Here is a 14,366-nt window from a genome sequence, read left to right on the forward strand (position 1 = left end):
TCCCCCCTTACCCCCGGGGGCCCGCGCGGGGCGGGCTGGGGGGGCGGGGCCCCCCCCCCCCCCCGGGGGGGGGGGCGGGGGGGGGGCGGGGGGCCCCCCCCCCCCCCCCCCCCCCCGACCGGGGTGACGCCTCGCCCGACGGGGCTGACGCCTCGGCTCAGGCTTTCAGGGTCAGGCCGTCGCCGTCGCGGTCGACGGTGACCTGGCCACCGTCGGAGACCTCGCCGCCGATGAGCATCCGGGCGAGCGGGTCGCCGATGGCGGACTGGATGAGGCGGCGGAGAGGGCGGGCACCGTACGCCGGGTCGTAGCCGGTCTCGGCCAGCCACTCCCGCGCAGCGGGGGTGACCGAGATCGAGATCCGGCGGGCGGCCAGGCGCTTCTCCAGGAGACCCAGCTGGATGTCGACGATCTTGGTGAGGTCGGCCAGCGAGAGGGCGTCGAACATGACGACCTCGTCGAGACGGTTGAGGAACTCGGGCTTGAACGACGCCCGGACCACCGCCATGACCGACTCGTGCTTCTCGCGCTCCTCCATCACCGGGTCGACCAGGAAGTTCGAGCCCAGGTTGGAGGTGAGGATGAGGACGGTGTTGCGGAAGTCGACCGTGCGGCCCTGACCATCGGTCAGGCGCCCGTCGTCGAGCACCTGCAGCAGGATGTCGAAGACCTCGGGGTGGGCCTTCTCGACCTCGTCGAGCAGCACCACGGAGTAGGGCCGGCGGCGCACGGCCTCGGTCAGCTGACCACCCTCCTCGTAGCCGACGTAGCCCGGAGGCGCTCCGACCAGCCGCGCGACCGAGTGCTTCTCGGAGTATTCGGACATGTCGATGCGTACGATCGCGCGCTCGTCGTCGAAGAGGAAGTCGGCCAGCGACTTGGCCAGCTCGGTCTTACCGGTGCCGGTCGGGCCCAGGAACAGGAACGAGCCGGTGGGGCGGTTGGGGTCGGCGATGCCGGCACGGGAGCGCCGGACCGCGTCGGCCACCGCGGTGACCGCGGACTTCTGCCCGATCAGCCGGCGTCCGATGACGGACTCCATCTCGAGCAGCTTCGCCTGCTCGCCCTGGAGCATCTTGCCCGTCGGGATACCAGTCCACGCCTCGACCACCTCGGCGATCTGCTGGGCGGCGACCTCCTCACCGACCAGCCGGTCGGCGACCTCGCCCTCGTTCTCGGCCTCGGCAGCATCGGCGATCTGCCGCTCCAGCTCCGGGATGCGGCCGTAGAGGATCTCCGAGGCCTCCCCCAGCGATCCCTCTCGCTGGAGCCGCTCGGCCTCGCTGCGCAGCGCGTCGAGCTGCTTGCGCAGCGCGCCCTCGCCCTCCAGCGACGCCTTCTCCCGCTCCCATCGGGCCTCGAGACCGCGCAGCTCCTCCTCCTTGTCGGCGAGCTCCTTGCGCAGCGCCGCGTGGCGCTCCAGCGAGGCGTCGTCGGACTCCTTGGAGAGCGCGAACTCCTCCATCTTCAGCCGGTCGACGGCGCGACGGAGCTGGTCGATCTCCTCGGGAGACGACTCGATCTCCATCCGCAGACGCGAGGCGGCCTCGTCGATGAGGTCGATCGCCTTGTCGGGCAGCTGACGACCAGTGATGTAGCGGTCGGACAGGGTCGCGGCGGCCACCAGCGCGGCATCGGTGATGCGGACACCGTGGTGGGCCTCGTACTTCTCCTGGATCCCGCGCAGGATCTGCACGGTGTCCTCCACCGACGGCTCGCCGACGAAGACCTGCTGGAAGCGGCGCTCCAGGGCCGGGTCCTTCTCGATCCGCTCGCGGTATTCGTCGAGGGTGGTCGCGCCGATCATGTGCAGCTCGCCGCGCGCCAGCATCGGCTTGAGCATGTTGCCGGCGTCCATCGCGGAGTCACCACCGGCGCCTGCGCCGACGACGGTGTGCAGCTCGTCGATGAAGGTGATGACCTGCCCCTCGGCGGCCTTGATCTCCTCCAGGACGGCCTTGAGCCGCTCCTCGAACTGACCGCGGTACTGCGCACCGGCGACCATCGCCGCCAGGTCGAGGCTCAGGACGCGGCGACCCTTCAGCGAGTCGGGTACGTCACCGGCGATGATCCGCTGGGCGAGCCCCTCGACGACGGCCGTCTTGCCGACGCCGGGCTCGCCGATGAGGACGGGGTTGTTCTTGGTGCGTCGGCTCAGGACCTGGATCACCCGGCGGATCTCGGCGTCACGGCCGATGACCGGGTCGAGCTTGCCCTTCTCGGCGGCCTCGGTGAGGTCCTGGGAGTACTTCTCGAGCGCCTCGTAGGAGTCCTCGGCGTCCTGGCTCGTCACCCGGCGGTTGCCGCGGACGGCCTTCAGCGACTCACGCAGCCCCTTCTCGGTGAGCCCGGCGCCCTTGAGCACCTTCTGCGCCGACGACTCGACGGTGGCCAGCGAGATCAGCAGGTGCTCGGTGGCGGCGTAGTCGTCCTTCATCGAGGTGGCCAGCGTGATCGCTCCGGCGAGGACACGGGTCAGCGCACCCGAGGCAGCGGGCTGCTGCACGGTGGAGCCGCTGGCACGCGGGAGCCCGGCGAGGTCGGCGGCAGCCGCTCGCGAGAGCTCCTCGGCGTCCACACCGGACTTGGTGACCATCGACGTCGCGGTGCCCTCGTCCTGCTGCAGCAGCGCGACGAGCAGGTGGATCGGCTCGGTCGTGGTGTTGCCCGCCGTGGTGGCGGAGAGCTGCGCGGCCTCGATCGCCTCGCGAGCCTTGGTGGTGAACTTGTCTGCCGAAAACTGGCTCATGTGTGTCTGTACTCCTCCTGGGGACGCACCCAAGTCTGTCGCGAGTGCCATCCACTCGCATCTATCTCAACACAACCAAAGTTGAGTCTGTTCCACTCAACTTTCACAAATCTTCTATGTCATGGCGGCCTGCTCGGCGATCGGGCACACTCCTCCCCGTGGACTTCCGAGGCGCCGTACGCGACCAGCTGGCCGCGCGCCAGCGCGAGGTCCTCGACGACCTGCTGGCGGGACGTACGCCGCCGGGGTTCGACGCCGCCGGAACGACCGCGACGACGCGGGTGCTGCACCACAAGCGCTCCTCGGCCGCGCACCACGCCGCCCCCGAGCTCGACCTGCTCCCGGACTGGCGCGCCCGCTTCCATGCCTGGGCGGGGCAGCATCCGCAGCAGGGCTGCGCCCACGATGACGTACGCGCCTTCCTGGCCACCATCGGTGCCGACTGGGTGCGCCTGCACGAGGTCTACGAGGGCAGGCGGCGGCTGGCGGTCACCAGCATCGCCGGGCGCCGGGTGCTCACCGTCGGTCTCGGCACGCAGATCTGGCACCTCACCCGCCGCACCTGGAAACGGAGCTCCACGTGAAGACCCTGATCATCCTCGTGATCCTCGGTCTGGTCATCTACGCGCTGACCCAGACCGCGCTGAAGATCGGTCGCAGCAACCGCCGCCGGGGCCAGGGCCGAGGAGGCGGCAGCAGCTGCGGCTCGAGCAGCTCCTCGTGCGGCTCCTCCACCGACTCCGGCGACAGTCATCACCATTCCTGCAACAGCTCCTCCTGCAACAGCTCCTCCTGCAGCAGTTCCTCCTGCGGCTCGAGCTGCGGTGGAGGCGGCGGCGACTGACCCCCTCCCTGCCGAGTGACCCGGGGGTCACACGTGGAGTTGGTCGTTCTCGTGACCGGGCGATCGCGGTGACGAGGTCGGGAAGCTTGTCATCTACCTTTTCGGGGATTCTCGGCCCGGATCACGCGCAGCGCGCTGTGGCGGGTCTCACATGGTGAGTGGATCGATGACATCGCCCCGACCCGCCCGACCCGAGGATGTGACCGAGGATGGCCCCACGACCCGGCCTGCTGCTCAAGGCAGCGGTCCTGCCCGTTGCCGCCGCCACCGCTGCCGCCGCTGTCTGGACGATCCATGCGATCCCAGACGAGGCCCGGCCCGTCGAAGCGACGGCGAGCGTGGTGCAGGTGCCGATCGAGGTGCCGATCGAGGTGCCGATCGAGGTGCCGGCCCAGGAGCTGCTCCCGCCGGTGAGCGTCTCCGCGGTCGCACCCATCCCCAAGGCCGTTCCCGCCCTCGCGGCCCAGCCGGCCGGGTTCGCCGCCAAGGCCGCCGCGGGCGTCATCCCCGAGGCCGCACTCTCCGCCTACCAGCGCGCCGCGACCGTGCTCGCCGACGCCGACCCCGCCTGCCATCTCGACTGGTCGCTGATCGCCGCCATCGGGCGGGTCGAGTCCGACCACGGCCGTGCCGGGGGCAACACGCTGTCCGCATCCGGCGTCGCGACGCCCGGGATCTTCGGCGTACCTCTCACCGGGGCCGGCCGCACCGCACGCATCCTCGACACCGACGGCGGCACCTTCGACCATGACCTCGCCTACGACCGCGCGGTCGGGCCGATGCAGTTCATCCCATCGACCTGGTCCGAGGTCGGGGTCGACGCCGACGGCGACGGTCGGCGCGACCCGCAGGACGTCGACGACGCCGCGCTCGCCGCCGCGGTCTACCTGTGCTCCGGCTCGGCCGACCTGTCCACCGAGGCCGGGCGGCGCTGGGCGGTGCTGCGCTACAACCACAGCGAGGCGTACGTCTCGGCGGTCCTGCAGATCGCCGACGGCTACCGGCTCGGGACCTTCGAGGCACCCACCGGGGTTGTTCTGCCCGCCGCACAGATCCCGGTCACCTCGTCCGCCGACCTCGAACCGCTCTCCGGCGCCACGCCCAGCGCCCAGCCACCCCGGCCCGCCGTCGGCTCGCCCTCGGGCGGACAGGAAACCGGTACGCCCAGCGGCGGCGCGACCACGCCGTCCGCGCCCGCATCGTCGGGCTCCGTCTCCCTCGGCGACGGCGACTCCGTCGACCAGTCTCCCACCTCGGAGCCGTCACCGACCGACTCGCCTACGCAGACACCGACCGAGACACCCACCGAGACACCCACCGAGACACCCACCGAGACACCCACGGTGGACCCGATGCCCACCGAGACCCCGACCGAGACACCGACCAAGACACCCACCGACACCTCGACCAAGACACCGACCAAGACACCCACCGAGGTCCCGACCGAAACACCTTCCGAGGTCCCGACCGAAACACCTTCCGAGACCCCCGCGGCCATCGAGCAGACCACCGAGCCGACCGCCGAGCCGACCAGCGCGGAGGCCTCCGCGAGCGCGCCCTGAGACTCGGCCCAGAACGTGTTGGCCTCGGCACGCCGCGCGCGCCCCGGCTCGACCTCCGTCCTCCCCCGGTTGGCCGATCCGCCGGAGCCGCCAGGCGGAGCGTGCCGGGGCCAACACCCGCTGTTCACTTAAATCGGGTTACAGCCACGCCGGGTGCGGGCAGACTGTGGCTCGCAGATTGACTCCCCCACCAGGAGCCGCCTCGGATGCTCACCGATCATGATCGTCTCGTCGCCCATGTCTCGCGCCTCGGCGAGGAGCACCCACCGATCCCGATGGACTCCGTCGACTTCACCGTGAACGACCCGGCCGGCTTCGGCGCTCGTTTCGGACACGTGCTCGACTACATGGCGCGGGTCGAGCTCGAGGTCGACCGCAACGTACTCGAGATCTCCACCATGCTCCCCAACCCACCCGAGGTCGACCAACAGTTCTACGCCGAGGTGTGGCAGCCGCAGGAGATCCAGCACGGGCTGATCCTCGACCGGCTCCAGCAGGTCGTCGGGCGCCCGCCGGCGACCACCGACCTCGACCATGTCGGCCTGAAGCTGAAGGTACTCGGACTGCTGGCTCACCTGGAGCCGTTCCAGGACGTCTGCCGGATGCTCTACTACCTGACCGGGATGGCCACCGAGCGCTCCGCGGTGATCGCCTACAACCTGCTCCACGACGGGGTCGTCGAGACCGGCGAGCAGGCCGTCGCCGAGACCGTCATCGCGCCGATCAAGCGCCAGGAGCCCGGCCACTACGCCTTCTACCAGCTCTCCGCACGCGCCCACTGGGCCACGCTCGCGGCCTGGCAGAAGTGGCTGGTCAGGCGCATGCGCCGGATCTCCTTCGCCCCCGTCGGGGTCAACAACGCGACCCAGCTGGCCGACTTCGGTGACGTCATGGAGACCCTCGGCATCGACCACGAGGGCCGCGACCTCGCCGCCGACGTCGCCAGGGTCGAGCAGGAGCTCCTCTGGGCCCGCGACCACGGCCTCCCCGTCCCCGACTACGTCGCCCGCGCCTTCCGCGAGGCCGTCGAGGCGGCTCGAGCACGGGCGGCGGTTCGTCCAGGTATGTAGCCGAACCCTCACTTCCCTCGTGGAACTCCGCATGGGATGTGACGGTTGGTCTGCATACCTAGACGAACCACCCGCCGGCGCGCGCTACCCACGTCCCTTCGACACGAGCATCTCGACCGTCGCACCCTTGATCGCCCGGCTGCCGGGGACGGTGCCGGCGACCGTGCCCGCCTTCAAGCGCGAGGTCACCCGCTTGCCGACGACAGGCTTGAACCCGGCCGCCTTGAGCCGGGCGGTCGCGCGGGCGACCGAGAGCCCCTCGACCTTCGGGATCTTGATGCCCTTGCCGTTGATGACGCTGGCGCCGGGACGTACGAAGTTCGCGGAGCCCAGCTTGCCGTCGATCGCCCGCATCGCGGCGGCCCACATCGGGCCGGCCACGGTCGATCCGGAGGCCGAGGCGACATAGCCGCCGCGCAGGCGCTGCCCGTTGAGGGTGACCCAGTGGCCCTCGTAGTCCGCACCGGCGATCATCGACGCGGTCGCGAGCTTGGGCGTGTAGCCGTTGAACCACACCGCGCGGTTGCTGTTGGTGGTCCCGGTCTTGCCGGCGGACGGCACGCTCAGCGCGAGCTTCTGCCCGAACCCACCCGGCTGCAGTACGCCGCGGAGGATGTCGTTCATGGCATCCGCGGTCCCCGTACGCATCACCTGCTCGCACGAGGCCGGGTATTCCTTCATCGTCTTCCCGTCGGCGCCGACGATCTCGGTCACCGGGCGGGAGTCGCAGTGCTTGCCGCGGGCGCCGAACGTCGCGTACGCCTCGGCCATCTCCAACGGGCTGACGTCGATGGGACCAAGGGTGAACGATGGAAAACGCTCGCGCGAGGGATCGGTCAGGTGGACGCCCATCTTCTTCGCGAGCGTGTAGGGGGCGCAGACGCCGGTGAACTGCTCGAGCTGCACGTAGAAGGTGTTCACCGACTCCCGGGTGCCGGTGTAGAGGTTCTTGTTGCCCGAGGTGGTCGAGTTGCCGACCGGGTAGGGGTCGGGGTTGAAGTTGCCCTGGCCGGGGCAGTTGGCGAAGGACGCCTGGTTGAACGTCTTCTTCTCAGGCGACTTGATCTCCTGCCGGAGCGGGAAGCCCTTCTCGATCGCCGCGGCGCCGACGAACACCTTGAAGGTCGAGCCTGCCTGGAAGCCGTTGGCGTCGCCGTACTCCTTCGGGACCAGGTAGTTCAGGTAGGACTCACCCTTGCGCCGGTTCTCCCCCATCGGCCGCGACTGCGCGAGCGCCTTGACCTGACCGGTGCCGGGCTCGACCATCGCCAGGGCCCCGACGGCGTTGTTCGTCGGCGAGACGGCCCGGCTGACCGACCTCTGGGCTGCCTTCTGGAAGCTCGAGTCCAGCGTCGTCCGGATGGTCAGGCCGCCGGTCTGCAGCAGCCGCCAGCGCTCGGCCTCGGTCTCGCCCAGCGACTTGTCGGTGAGCAGCCACCGCAGCGCGTAGTCGCAGAAGAACTCCGCGGACGACCCGAAGCAGCCGTTGCGGCTGTCCTGCACGTTGAGCCCGAGGTCGCTCTCCTTGACCTTCTCGGCGTCGGCCCGCGGCAGGTCGCCGACCTGGACCAGTCGCTCGAGCACCAGGTTGCGGCGGGCGATCGTGGCGTCGGGGAAGTCCGTCGGGTCGTAGCCGGTCGGGTTCTTCACCATCCCGGCAAGCATCGAGGCCTGTCCCCAGGTCAGGTCGGCGGCGTCGACGTTGAAGTAGTGCTTCGCGGCCGCCTGGACCCCGTAGGCGGAGTCGCCGAAGTAGGCCGCGTTGAGATAGCGCTCGAGGATCCAGTCCTTGTCGTGGTTCTCCTCCAGCCAGATCGCGTAGCGGAGCTCGCGGACCTTGCGGGCCGTGGACTTCTCGGTCGCGGCAGCCCGTTCCTCGTCGGTGTCCGCGCTGTAGACGAGGGTCGTCTTGACCAGCTGCTGAGTGATCGAGGAGCCACCCTGCACCGAACCCGACTCCGAGGCCGAGTTGCGCAGCAGCGCCCGCAGCGTGCCCTTGAGGTCCATCGCGCCGTGCTCGTAGAAGCGGCTGTCCTCGATCGCAAGCAGCGCCTTCGGCATGTTGGGCGAGATCTGGTCGAGCGCCTTGTAGGACCGGTCCTGGTCGAAGAGGGTCGTGATCACCTTGCCATGGACGTCCAGGACGCGGGTCGTCTGCGAGAGCTCGCCCATGTCGATGTCAAGGGGCAGCTCGTCCATCACCTCGGCGCCCGACTTGGCCGCGACACCGGTCAGGTGAATGAACGGGATCGCCATGCCGGAGGCGACCAGACCCGTGACCGCGGCGACGCCGATGAATGCCGCGAACCGCATCACGGCGCGATGAAACGGTACGGAACGAACGACTTTGCGCGCCAACGTGGGGGCTCCTACACGGGCCTCGAGCCAGGACCGGCGATGGGAAACTGGGCAACGGGAAACGTCATCCCAGACTACCGGACCGGCGAAGCAATTCAGGAGACGGACCATTACCGTCCAGACCACACTTGAGCCATGACGCGACGGGTTCAGGGGACGGCGGTGGCCTGGCGTCCTTCGATCGCCGACCTCCTGACGTCGTACGCATCGGCCGGCCGCCTCGGGTTCACCGAGGTCGTCGCCGAGAATCTCTCCGTGGAGCGGCTTCCCGCCGCGTTGACCTCGCTCGGGGTGCCCGTCATCGTGCACGGAGTCGAGCTGGGTCTCGCGGGAGCGTCCGAGCCGTCGGCCGAGCGCCTCGCTCATCTGGCCGCGCTCGCCGAGGCGCTCGGCAGCCCGGTCGTGTCCGAGCATGCCGCCTTCGTACGCGCCGCCGACTCCCCGTCCGAGCTCCACGGCGACGTCCTCGAAGCCGGCCATCTGCTGCCGCCACCGCGCACACGGGAGTCGCTGGACGTGCTGTGCGACAACGTCCGCATCGCCCAGTCGTCCCTCCCCGTCCCGCTCGCCGTGGAGAACATCGCGGCCCTCTTCACCTGGCCCGAGGACACCTACGCGGAGCCGGACTTCCTGACCGAGCTCGTCGATCGCACCGGCGTACAGATCGTCCTCGACGTCGCCAACCTGCACGCCTCCGCGACCGCCCGCGGCACCGACCCGGCAGCCGACCTCCGACGCTTTCCCCTCGACGCGGTGGCCTATGTCCACGTGGCCGGCGGCATCGAGCGTGACGGCCTCTACCTCGACACCCACGCCCACCCGATGCCGCCGCCGGTGCTCTCGCTCCTCGAGACCCTGGTCGACGCCTACGCCGGGCGCGGCCTGCCCGGCATCATGCTCGAGCGGGACGGCGACGTCTCACCCGAGACGGTCGCTCCGGAGTTCGAGACGCTGTCCGAAGCAGTCAGCCGATGTCCGGCGTGACGTCGCGGCGGCTGAGCACCGAGGCAGTGCTCAGGCCTTGGGCAGGTCCGCCCCACCGGTGACCGGAGCCTGGTGCTCCGGGTAGGCGGACTCGGCCGAGTCCTCGTCGACCAGCGTGGTGCGCCCGAAGGCCTCACCGAACGGCGTCAGATGCACCGAGCGGCGCACGATCTTGGCGAACTTCACCGAGTGCAGCGCCCCGAGCACGTCGGGCTGGGCCTCGAGGACCTGATACTCCAGCGGGTCGGGCAGCGGCTCCTTGGAGAACCACACCAGCCCGAGCCGGAACAGGTTGTTGAGATAGGCCGGCACCCGGTCCGGATAGCGCACTCCGCTGCGCCCGGCGATCATGTTGAGACCGGGCGCGATCATCGTGCTGCCGACGAGCCCGGCCGGGCCACCGGTGCGGATGTCGACCGACGGCTGCGGGCCGGCCTGGAGCAGGTAGAGCAGCATCCGCGCCTCGTCGGGCGCGAGCTCGTCGAGGATCCGGGCGTACGCAGGATGCCCCTGCTCATCGGCCCAGACGTCGCGGGACCGGTCGAGCAGCTCGGCCCCACGGCGGCGCAGCACCGGAAGCGAGTCCTGGGACGCCTCGGCCTCCCGCGTGCGGGCGAGCACGACCTCCTGACCGGCTGCCTCGTAGTCGGCGTCGGAGAGCTCCATCACCGAGTTCGTGCCGGGCAGGATGATCCGGGCCGCCGTGCCGGCGACGATCCCGACGGCCTCGGCCGTCTCCCGCACCAACCCCACGCGTACGTCCTGGTCGACCATCGCCCGGGCGACCCGGATGCCGGCGCGACCCGAGGTGCGCAGTCCCCACCCGGCGGTCTGCCAGGCAGCGCCGGCCGCCACCCGCGCCAAACCGGGAGCGGTGCCGGCCACGGCGGAGGCGGTCGGGAGGACCTTGCCGAGCAGACTCATGTCGGAAAGATTAGAAGGTGAAGGAAGCCGCCCGCGAGCCCCATGATCGCGCCATGGGCGTAGAGCATCCATTCGTCCTCCTTGATCGCTGACCTCATCATGTCCACGAAGTCCTCCGGCGGAAGCTCCTTCGTGCGCCGCGCGACCAGGTCGCGGATCTTGTCCGCCTGGTGACGGCTGAAGCCGGGATCGCGGAACGGCACCAGCGTACGATCCGCCGCCTCGTTGGCGACCGAGGTGCTGATCCGGTCGAACCGCTCCGAGCCGAGCGCTATCCGTACCGCGCCCCGGTAGGGCCCGGCCGCCCTGTCCACAGCAGGCATCAGCGCGTTGATCAGCAGCTTGCGGGTCGCATCGCCCCGAGGGCCGTCGAGCAGGAAGTCGCCGATGCGCTCGAGCGTGATCACGTCGGTGGCGATGATGTCGGCGTAGACCTCCGCAGCCTGCTCCTGACGGCGCGGAAAGAGCCCCTGCACCTTGATCCCGAGGACGCGCCGCGGCTCGGCGGGCTCGAAGATCAGCCACATGCCGAGCAGGTTGGTCACCCAGCCGACGACGACGCCGAGCAGCGGGAGCAGCCACGACAGGTGGAAGGTCTGGTCGATCAGCGCCACCGGGATGCCAAGCAGGAATCCGAAGATGAAGCCGAAGGCGACCATCAGGTTGAGCTCGCGCTGTCCGAAGTCGCGGAAGATCCTGACCACGAGGGCCGGGTTCTTGCGGAAGTGGTCGATCACCATCAGCTTCGGGTCGAGCAGCTGGTCGATGTGCACACCGATGTCGTCGGTGACCTTGTGCACGATGGTCGGGAGCTGGGCCTGGACCCTGGTGACGATCGCGTCCTTGACCGCCCGCGGCAGGTCACGCCAGAGCCGTGGGTGCTCGCGCATCATGATCTGGTCGACCAGCTCGGGCACCTCCGGGCGGAAGGTCTCCACGATGTGCGTGGCGATCTCCGAGGGGCCCAGCTGCTGGTAGAAGTCGCTGGGTGTGCCGAGCTTGGCGATCGCCTTGTCGACGGCGATCGAGCCCATCTTCGCGGCCCGGGCGGGGATGATGCCCTGCCAGCCGAGACCGCCCTGGGCGAAGCCCGGGACCTCCTGAAGCTTGTGCGGCAGCACCCTGGTCAGCTCACGCAGCCCGGGGACCCGGAACCCCTTGAAGGAGAGCGGGGAGAAGAGCATGTAGAGGCCCGACCAGTTGATCAGCCAGCCGATCACCCCGGTGAAGATCGGGATGGTGATCAGCGAGAGCCAGTGGACGTGGGCAGCCCAGTCGTCGAACCAGCTGACCAGCGAATCCTGCCACTCCGGCGACATCCGAGCTCCTTCCGCCAGAGTTCCAGACCGTCAGTATGCGTACCCTACCCACAGGCGAACGCAAACACCCCGAACCGTCTGCTATTCGGCTGACGCTTCCGTCGCCGCACCGGGCGGGATCTCGTGGTCGGGCAGCCCGTCGAGATCCTCGGCATCGGCGAAGCAGGCTCGGGCGAAGTCCTGCCCGAACGGCGTCAGATGGATCGAGCGCCGCCTGATCCGGGCGCCGCTCTTGGCATGGAGAGCCTCGAGTACGTCGGGTTGTGCCTCGACCACCTGGTAGCGGATCAGCTCGCTGACCGGATCCTCGGACTGCCACACCAGGCCGAGCCGGGTCAGGTTGTTGAGGTATTGCGGGACCAGTGACGCGTAGCGCACGCTGGCCTGCGACCCGATCATGGTCAGGCCCCTGGCGATCGTCGGGGACCCGCGCAGCTGGCCCATCAGGCCGCCCTCGACCACATCGACGGCCGGCTGCGGGCCGTCCTCGAGCATCAGCACCAGGATGCGGGCCTCGTCGGGAGCCAGCTCGTTGAGGATGCTGACGAAGGCCGGGTGGCGCTCGTTCTCGTCCCATACGTCGCGCGAGCGGCGCAGGAGCTCCTCGCCGGTCCGCCGCAGCTGGTCGGGGCCGGTGCCCGGGGCGACGCCGTTGACCCGCGCGGCGCGACCCTCCATCGCCGCCTTCGCGCTCTCGGCCGCCGGCAGCGCGAACCGCTCCAGCAGACCCGTGACCGGGTTGCCCGTCGCGACCCGCTTCGCGAGGGCGGTCACCTGGCGGGCGTTGGTCGCCACGTCCTCGGTGAGCCGCACCGCCTCGTCGGGGTCGACGACCGCCTTCGCGACCCGCCCCACCCCCCGGGCGTACGTCCTCAGACCCCAGCCCGCGGTGTGGGCGACCGTGACCGCGGAGATCCTGAGCAGGCCCGGGAGGACGTCCATCGCGTCCTCGACGAGACCGCCGCCCGGGGCCGGGGTGGGCATGCGGTGCATCCCTTCACGGCCCTGCACGAGCTCCTCCTTCGGAGCGATCGAGGGTCGCCGGGCCCCCGGCTCGGTGTTGATGTGGAGGGCGCTCACAACACGTTCCACCACTCGAAGACCGCCACGTGCAGGAACCCGCCCGCCAGGCCCATGATCGCCCCGTGGGCGTAGAGCAGCCACTCGTCCTCCTTGATCGCTGCCCGCATCATCTCAACGAAGGTCCGCGGCGGCAGGGCTCGGCACCGGTCGGCGATCAGCCGTCGGATGTTGCACGACTGCTGCTGGCTGAAGGCGGCGTCACGCAGCGGGGTGATGGTGTAGTCGACGGCCTGCTCGGCGACCGAGGACCGGATCGCGTCGAACCTCCGGGTCCCGACCGCCACCCGGACCGCACCGTAGGCCGGACCGACCGCCGCGTCGACAGCGGGCTCGAGGGCCGCGGCCAGCATCTGGCGGGTGCGATCGCCGGAGGGCCCGTTGAGGAGGTGGTCACCGATCCGTTCGAGGGTGATCACGTCCTGGGCGATGTGCTTTCCGTAGACGTCGGAGGCCTGCCACTGCCGCCGGGCGAAGAGTGCCTGGATCTTGACCGGACCGATCCGTCTGGGCTCGGCAGGCTCGAAGATGAGCAGCATGCCGAGCAGGTTGGTCGTCCAGCCGACCAGCACCCCGAGGATCGGCAGCAGCCACCAGAGGTGGAAGGCCTGGTCCACGACGGCGACCGGGATGCCGAGCAGGAAGCCGAAGACCGCACCGAAGACGACCATCATCCGCAGCTCGCGGGCTCCGAAGTCCTTGAAGATCCGCACGATGATCGACGGATCCTTCTCGAAGTTCTCGATCACCATGATCTTCGGGTCGAAGAGCTGGTCGATGTGGTTGCCGATCTCGACGGTCACGTCGCCGACGACCGCGGGGAGCCGGTCCTGGACCCGCTGGATCACGACCGTACGCAGCGGGCGCGGCAGATCCCGCCAGAACCGCGGATGCTCACGCCACATGATCTCGTCGACGAGCAACGGGATCTCGGGACGGAAGACGTCGACGATGTGGGCGGCGATCTTGTCCGGCTCGAGCTGCTCGTAGAAGTCGCGGGCGGTCGCCATCTGCGACAGCGCCCGGTCGACGGCGATCGAGCCCATCTTCGCGGCTCGCGCGGGCACGATCCCCTGCCAGCCGATCCCACCGCGCAGGATGCCCGGGATCTCCTGGATCCTGCGCGGCAGCGAGCCGGCGGCCTGCTTGAGCCCCGGCACGGTGATGCCGTGGAAATGGATCGGGGAGAACAGCATCCACAGTCCCGACCAGTTGATCAGCCAGCCGATCAGCGCGGTGAAGAGCGGGACCGACCAGAACTCGAACCAGTTGAAGTCGTCGAACAGGGCCAACGCGGCCGAAATGGTGTGAGACACAGACCTGACCTTCATTCCCTCATCCACGAGACCGCCCCAGGTGCAAGCAGTGTCGTGGTCTCCCTGGCGCGAAGGCTAGTCGACTGTTTGACAACTTGGGGCAAAATGTCCACCGATCGCTCAGATATCGGTCCCAAGACCCGCAGGCGGGCGAGGCACG

11 protein-coding genes are annotated in these 14,366 nt (G+C 69.6%); 5 read left to right on the forward strand and 6 right to left on the reverse strand.

Annotation, left to right across the window (positions count from 1 at the left end; genetic code table 11):
• Window positions 1-157 precede the first annotated feature (157 nt).
• The gene (gene clpB / locus ACIA03_RS02570; protein ID WP_396978932.1) at window positions 158-2,749 is read right to left on the reverse strand and encodes an ATP-dependent chaperone ClpB; all 2,592 of its coding nucleotides are present in this window, start codon (window positions 2,747-2,749) and stop codon (window positions 158-160) included.
• Between the two features lie 158 nt (window positions 2,750-2,907).
• Here clpB and ACIA03_RS02575 point away from each other — a divergent pair, with 158 nt between their 5' ends.
• From ACIA03_RS02575 to ACIA03_RS02590, 4 genes are all read left to right on the forward strand, one after another.
• On the forward strand, window positions 2,908-3,333 hold the full coding sequence (locus ACIA03_RS02575) for a hypothetical protein (RefSeq protein ID WP_396978934.1): 426 nt from the start codon (window positions 2,908-2,910) through the stop codon (window positions 3,331-3,333).
• The gene (locus ACIA03_RS02580) at window positions 3,330-3,593 is read left to right on the forward strand and encodes a hypothetical protein (protein ID WP_396978937.1); all 264 of its coding nucleotides are present in this window, start codon (window positions 3,330-3,332) and stop codon (window positions 3,591-3,593) included. The genes ACIA03_RS02575 and ACIA03_RS02580 overlap by 4 nt, the downstream gene beginning before the upstream one ends.
• A gap of 209 nt (window positions 3,594-3,802) precedes the next feature.
• Complete coding sequence (locus ACIA03_RS02585; RefSeq protein ID WP_396978939.1) at window positions 3,803-5,155, forward strand: lytic murein transglycosylase; 1,353 nt, start codon at window positions 3,803-3,805, stop codon at window positions 5,153-5,155.
• 206 nt (window positions 5,156-5,361) lie between these two features.
• Window positions 5,362-6,225 (forward strand): GTP-binding protein LepA, encoded by an 864-nt coding sequence (locus tag ACIA03_RS02590; RefSeq protein WP_396978941.1) that lies wholly within the window; start codon window positions 5,362-5,364, stop codon window positions 6,223-6,225.
• An 84-nt stretch (window positions 6,226-6,309) separates the two neighbouring features.
• Here ACIA03_RS02590 and ACIA03_RS02595 read toward each other — a convergent pair whose 3' ends face one another.
• Window positions 6,310-8,538 (reverse strand): transglycosylase domain-containing protein, encoded by a 2,229-nt coding sequence (locus ACIA03_RS02595; RefSeq protein ID WP_396978942.1) that lies wholly within the window; start codon window positions 8,536-8,538, stop codon window positions 6,310-6,312.
• A 180-nt stretch (window positions 8,539-8,718) separates the two neighbouring features.
• On the opposite strand from ACIA03_RS02595, the gene ACIA03_RS02600 reads away from it, so the two are divergent.
• On the forward strand, window positions 8,719-9,567 hold the full coding sequence (locus ACIA03_RS02600; protein WP_396978944.1) for a DUF692 family multinuclear iron-containing protein: 849 nt from the start codon (window positions 8,719-8,721) through the stop codon (window positions 9,565-9,567).
• A 30-nt stretch (window positions 9,568-9,597) separates the two neighbouring features.
• On the opposite strand, the gene ACIA03_RS02605 is transcribed toward ACIA03_RS02600, so the two are convergent.
• The 4 genes from ACIA03_RS02605 to ACIA03_RS02620 form a co-directional block, all read right to left on the reverse strand.
• Window positions 9,598-10,491 carry an Abi-alpha family protein gene (locus ACIA03_RS02605; RefSeq protein ID WP_396978946.1) on the reverse strand — a complete coding sequence of 298 codons (894 nt, stop codon included), beginning with the start codon at window positions 10,489-10,491 and terminating at the stop codon, window positions 9,598-9,600.
• Window positions 10,488-11,810 (reverse strand): hypothetical protein, encoded by a 1,323-nt coding sequence (locus ACIA03_RS02610; protein ID WP_396978948.1) that lies wholly within the window; start codon window positions 11,808-11,810, stop codon window positions 10,488-10,490. Before ACIA03_RS02610 ends, ACIA03_RS02605 begins: the two co-directional genes overlap by 4 nt.
• 81 nt (window positions 11,811-11,891) lie before the next feature.
• On the reverse strand, window positions 11,892-12,890 hold the full coding sequence (locus ACIA03_RS02615) for an Abi-alpha family protein (RefSeq protein WP_396978950.1): 999 nt from the start codon (window positions 12,888-12,890) through the stop codon (window positions 11,892-11,894).
• The gene (locus ACIA03_RS02620; protein ID WP_396978952.1) at window positions 12,887-14,206 is read right to left on the reverse strand and encodes a hypothetical protein; all 1,320 of its coding nucleotides are present in this window, start codon (window positions 14,204-14,206) and stop codon (window positions 12,887-12,889) included. The genes ACIA03_RS02615 and ACIA03_RS02620 overlap by 4 nt, the downstream gene beginning before the upstream one ends.
• Window positions 14,207-14,366 lie beyond the last annotated feature (160 nt).

It is taken from the genome of Nocardioides sp. NPDC051685 (genome assembly GCF_044453405.1).
GTDB lineage: Bacteria > Actinomycetota > Actinomycetes > Propionibacteriales > Nocardioidaceae > Nocardioides.

Coding starts and splice junctions, on each gene's coding strand:
- clpB (WP_396978932.1), bottom strand. CDS start 2,749: ATGAGCCAGTTTTCGGCAGACAAGTTCACCACCAAGGCTCGCGAGGCG.
- ACIA03_RS02585 (WP_396978939.1), top strand. CDS start 3,803: ATGGCCCCACGACCCGGCCTGCTGCTCAAGGCAGCGGTCCTGCCCGTT.
- ACIA03_RS02590 (WP_396978941.1), top strand. CDS start 5,362: ATGCTCACCGATCATGATCGTCTCGTCGCCCATGTCTCGCGCCTCGGC.
- ACIA03_RS02595 (WP_396978942.1), bottom strand. CDS start 8,538: ATGCGGTTCGCGGCATTCATCGGCGTCGCCGCGGTCACGGGTCTGGTC.
- ACIA03_RS02600 (WP_396978944.1), top strand. CDS start 8,719: ATGACGCGACGGGTTCAGGGGACGGCGGTGGCCTGGCGTCCTTCGATC.
- ACIA03_RS02605 (WP_396978946.1), bottom strand. CDS start 10,491: ATGAGTCTGCTCGGCAAGGTCCTCCCGACCGCCTCCGCCGTGGCCGGC.
- ACIA03_RS02610 (WP_396978948.1), bottom strand. CDS start 11,810: ATGTCGCCGGAGTGGCAGGATTCGCTGGTCAGCTGGTTCGACGACTGG.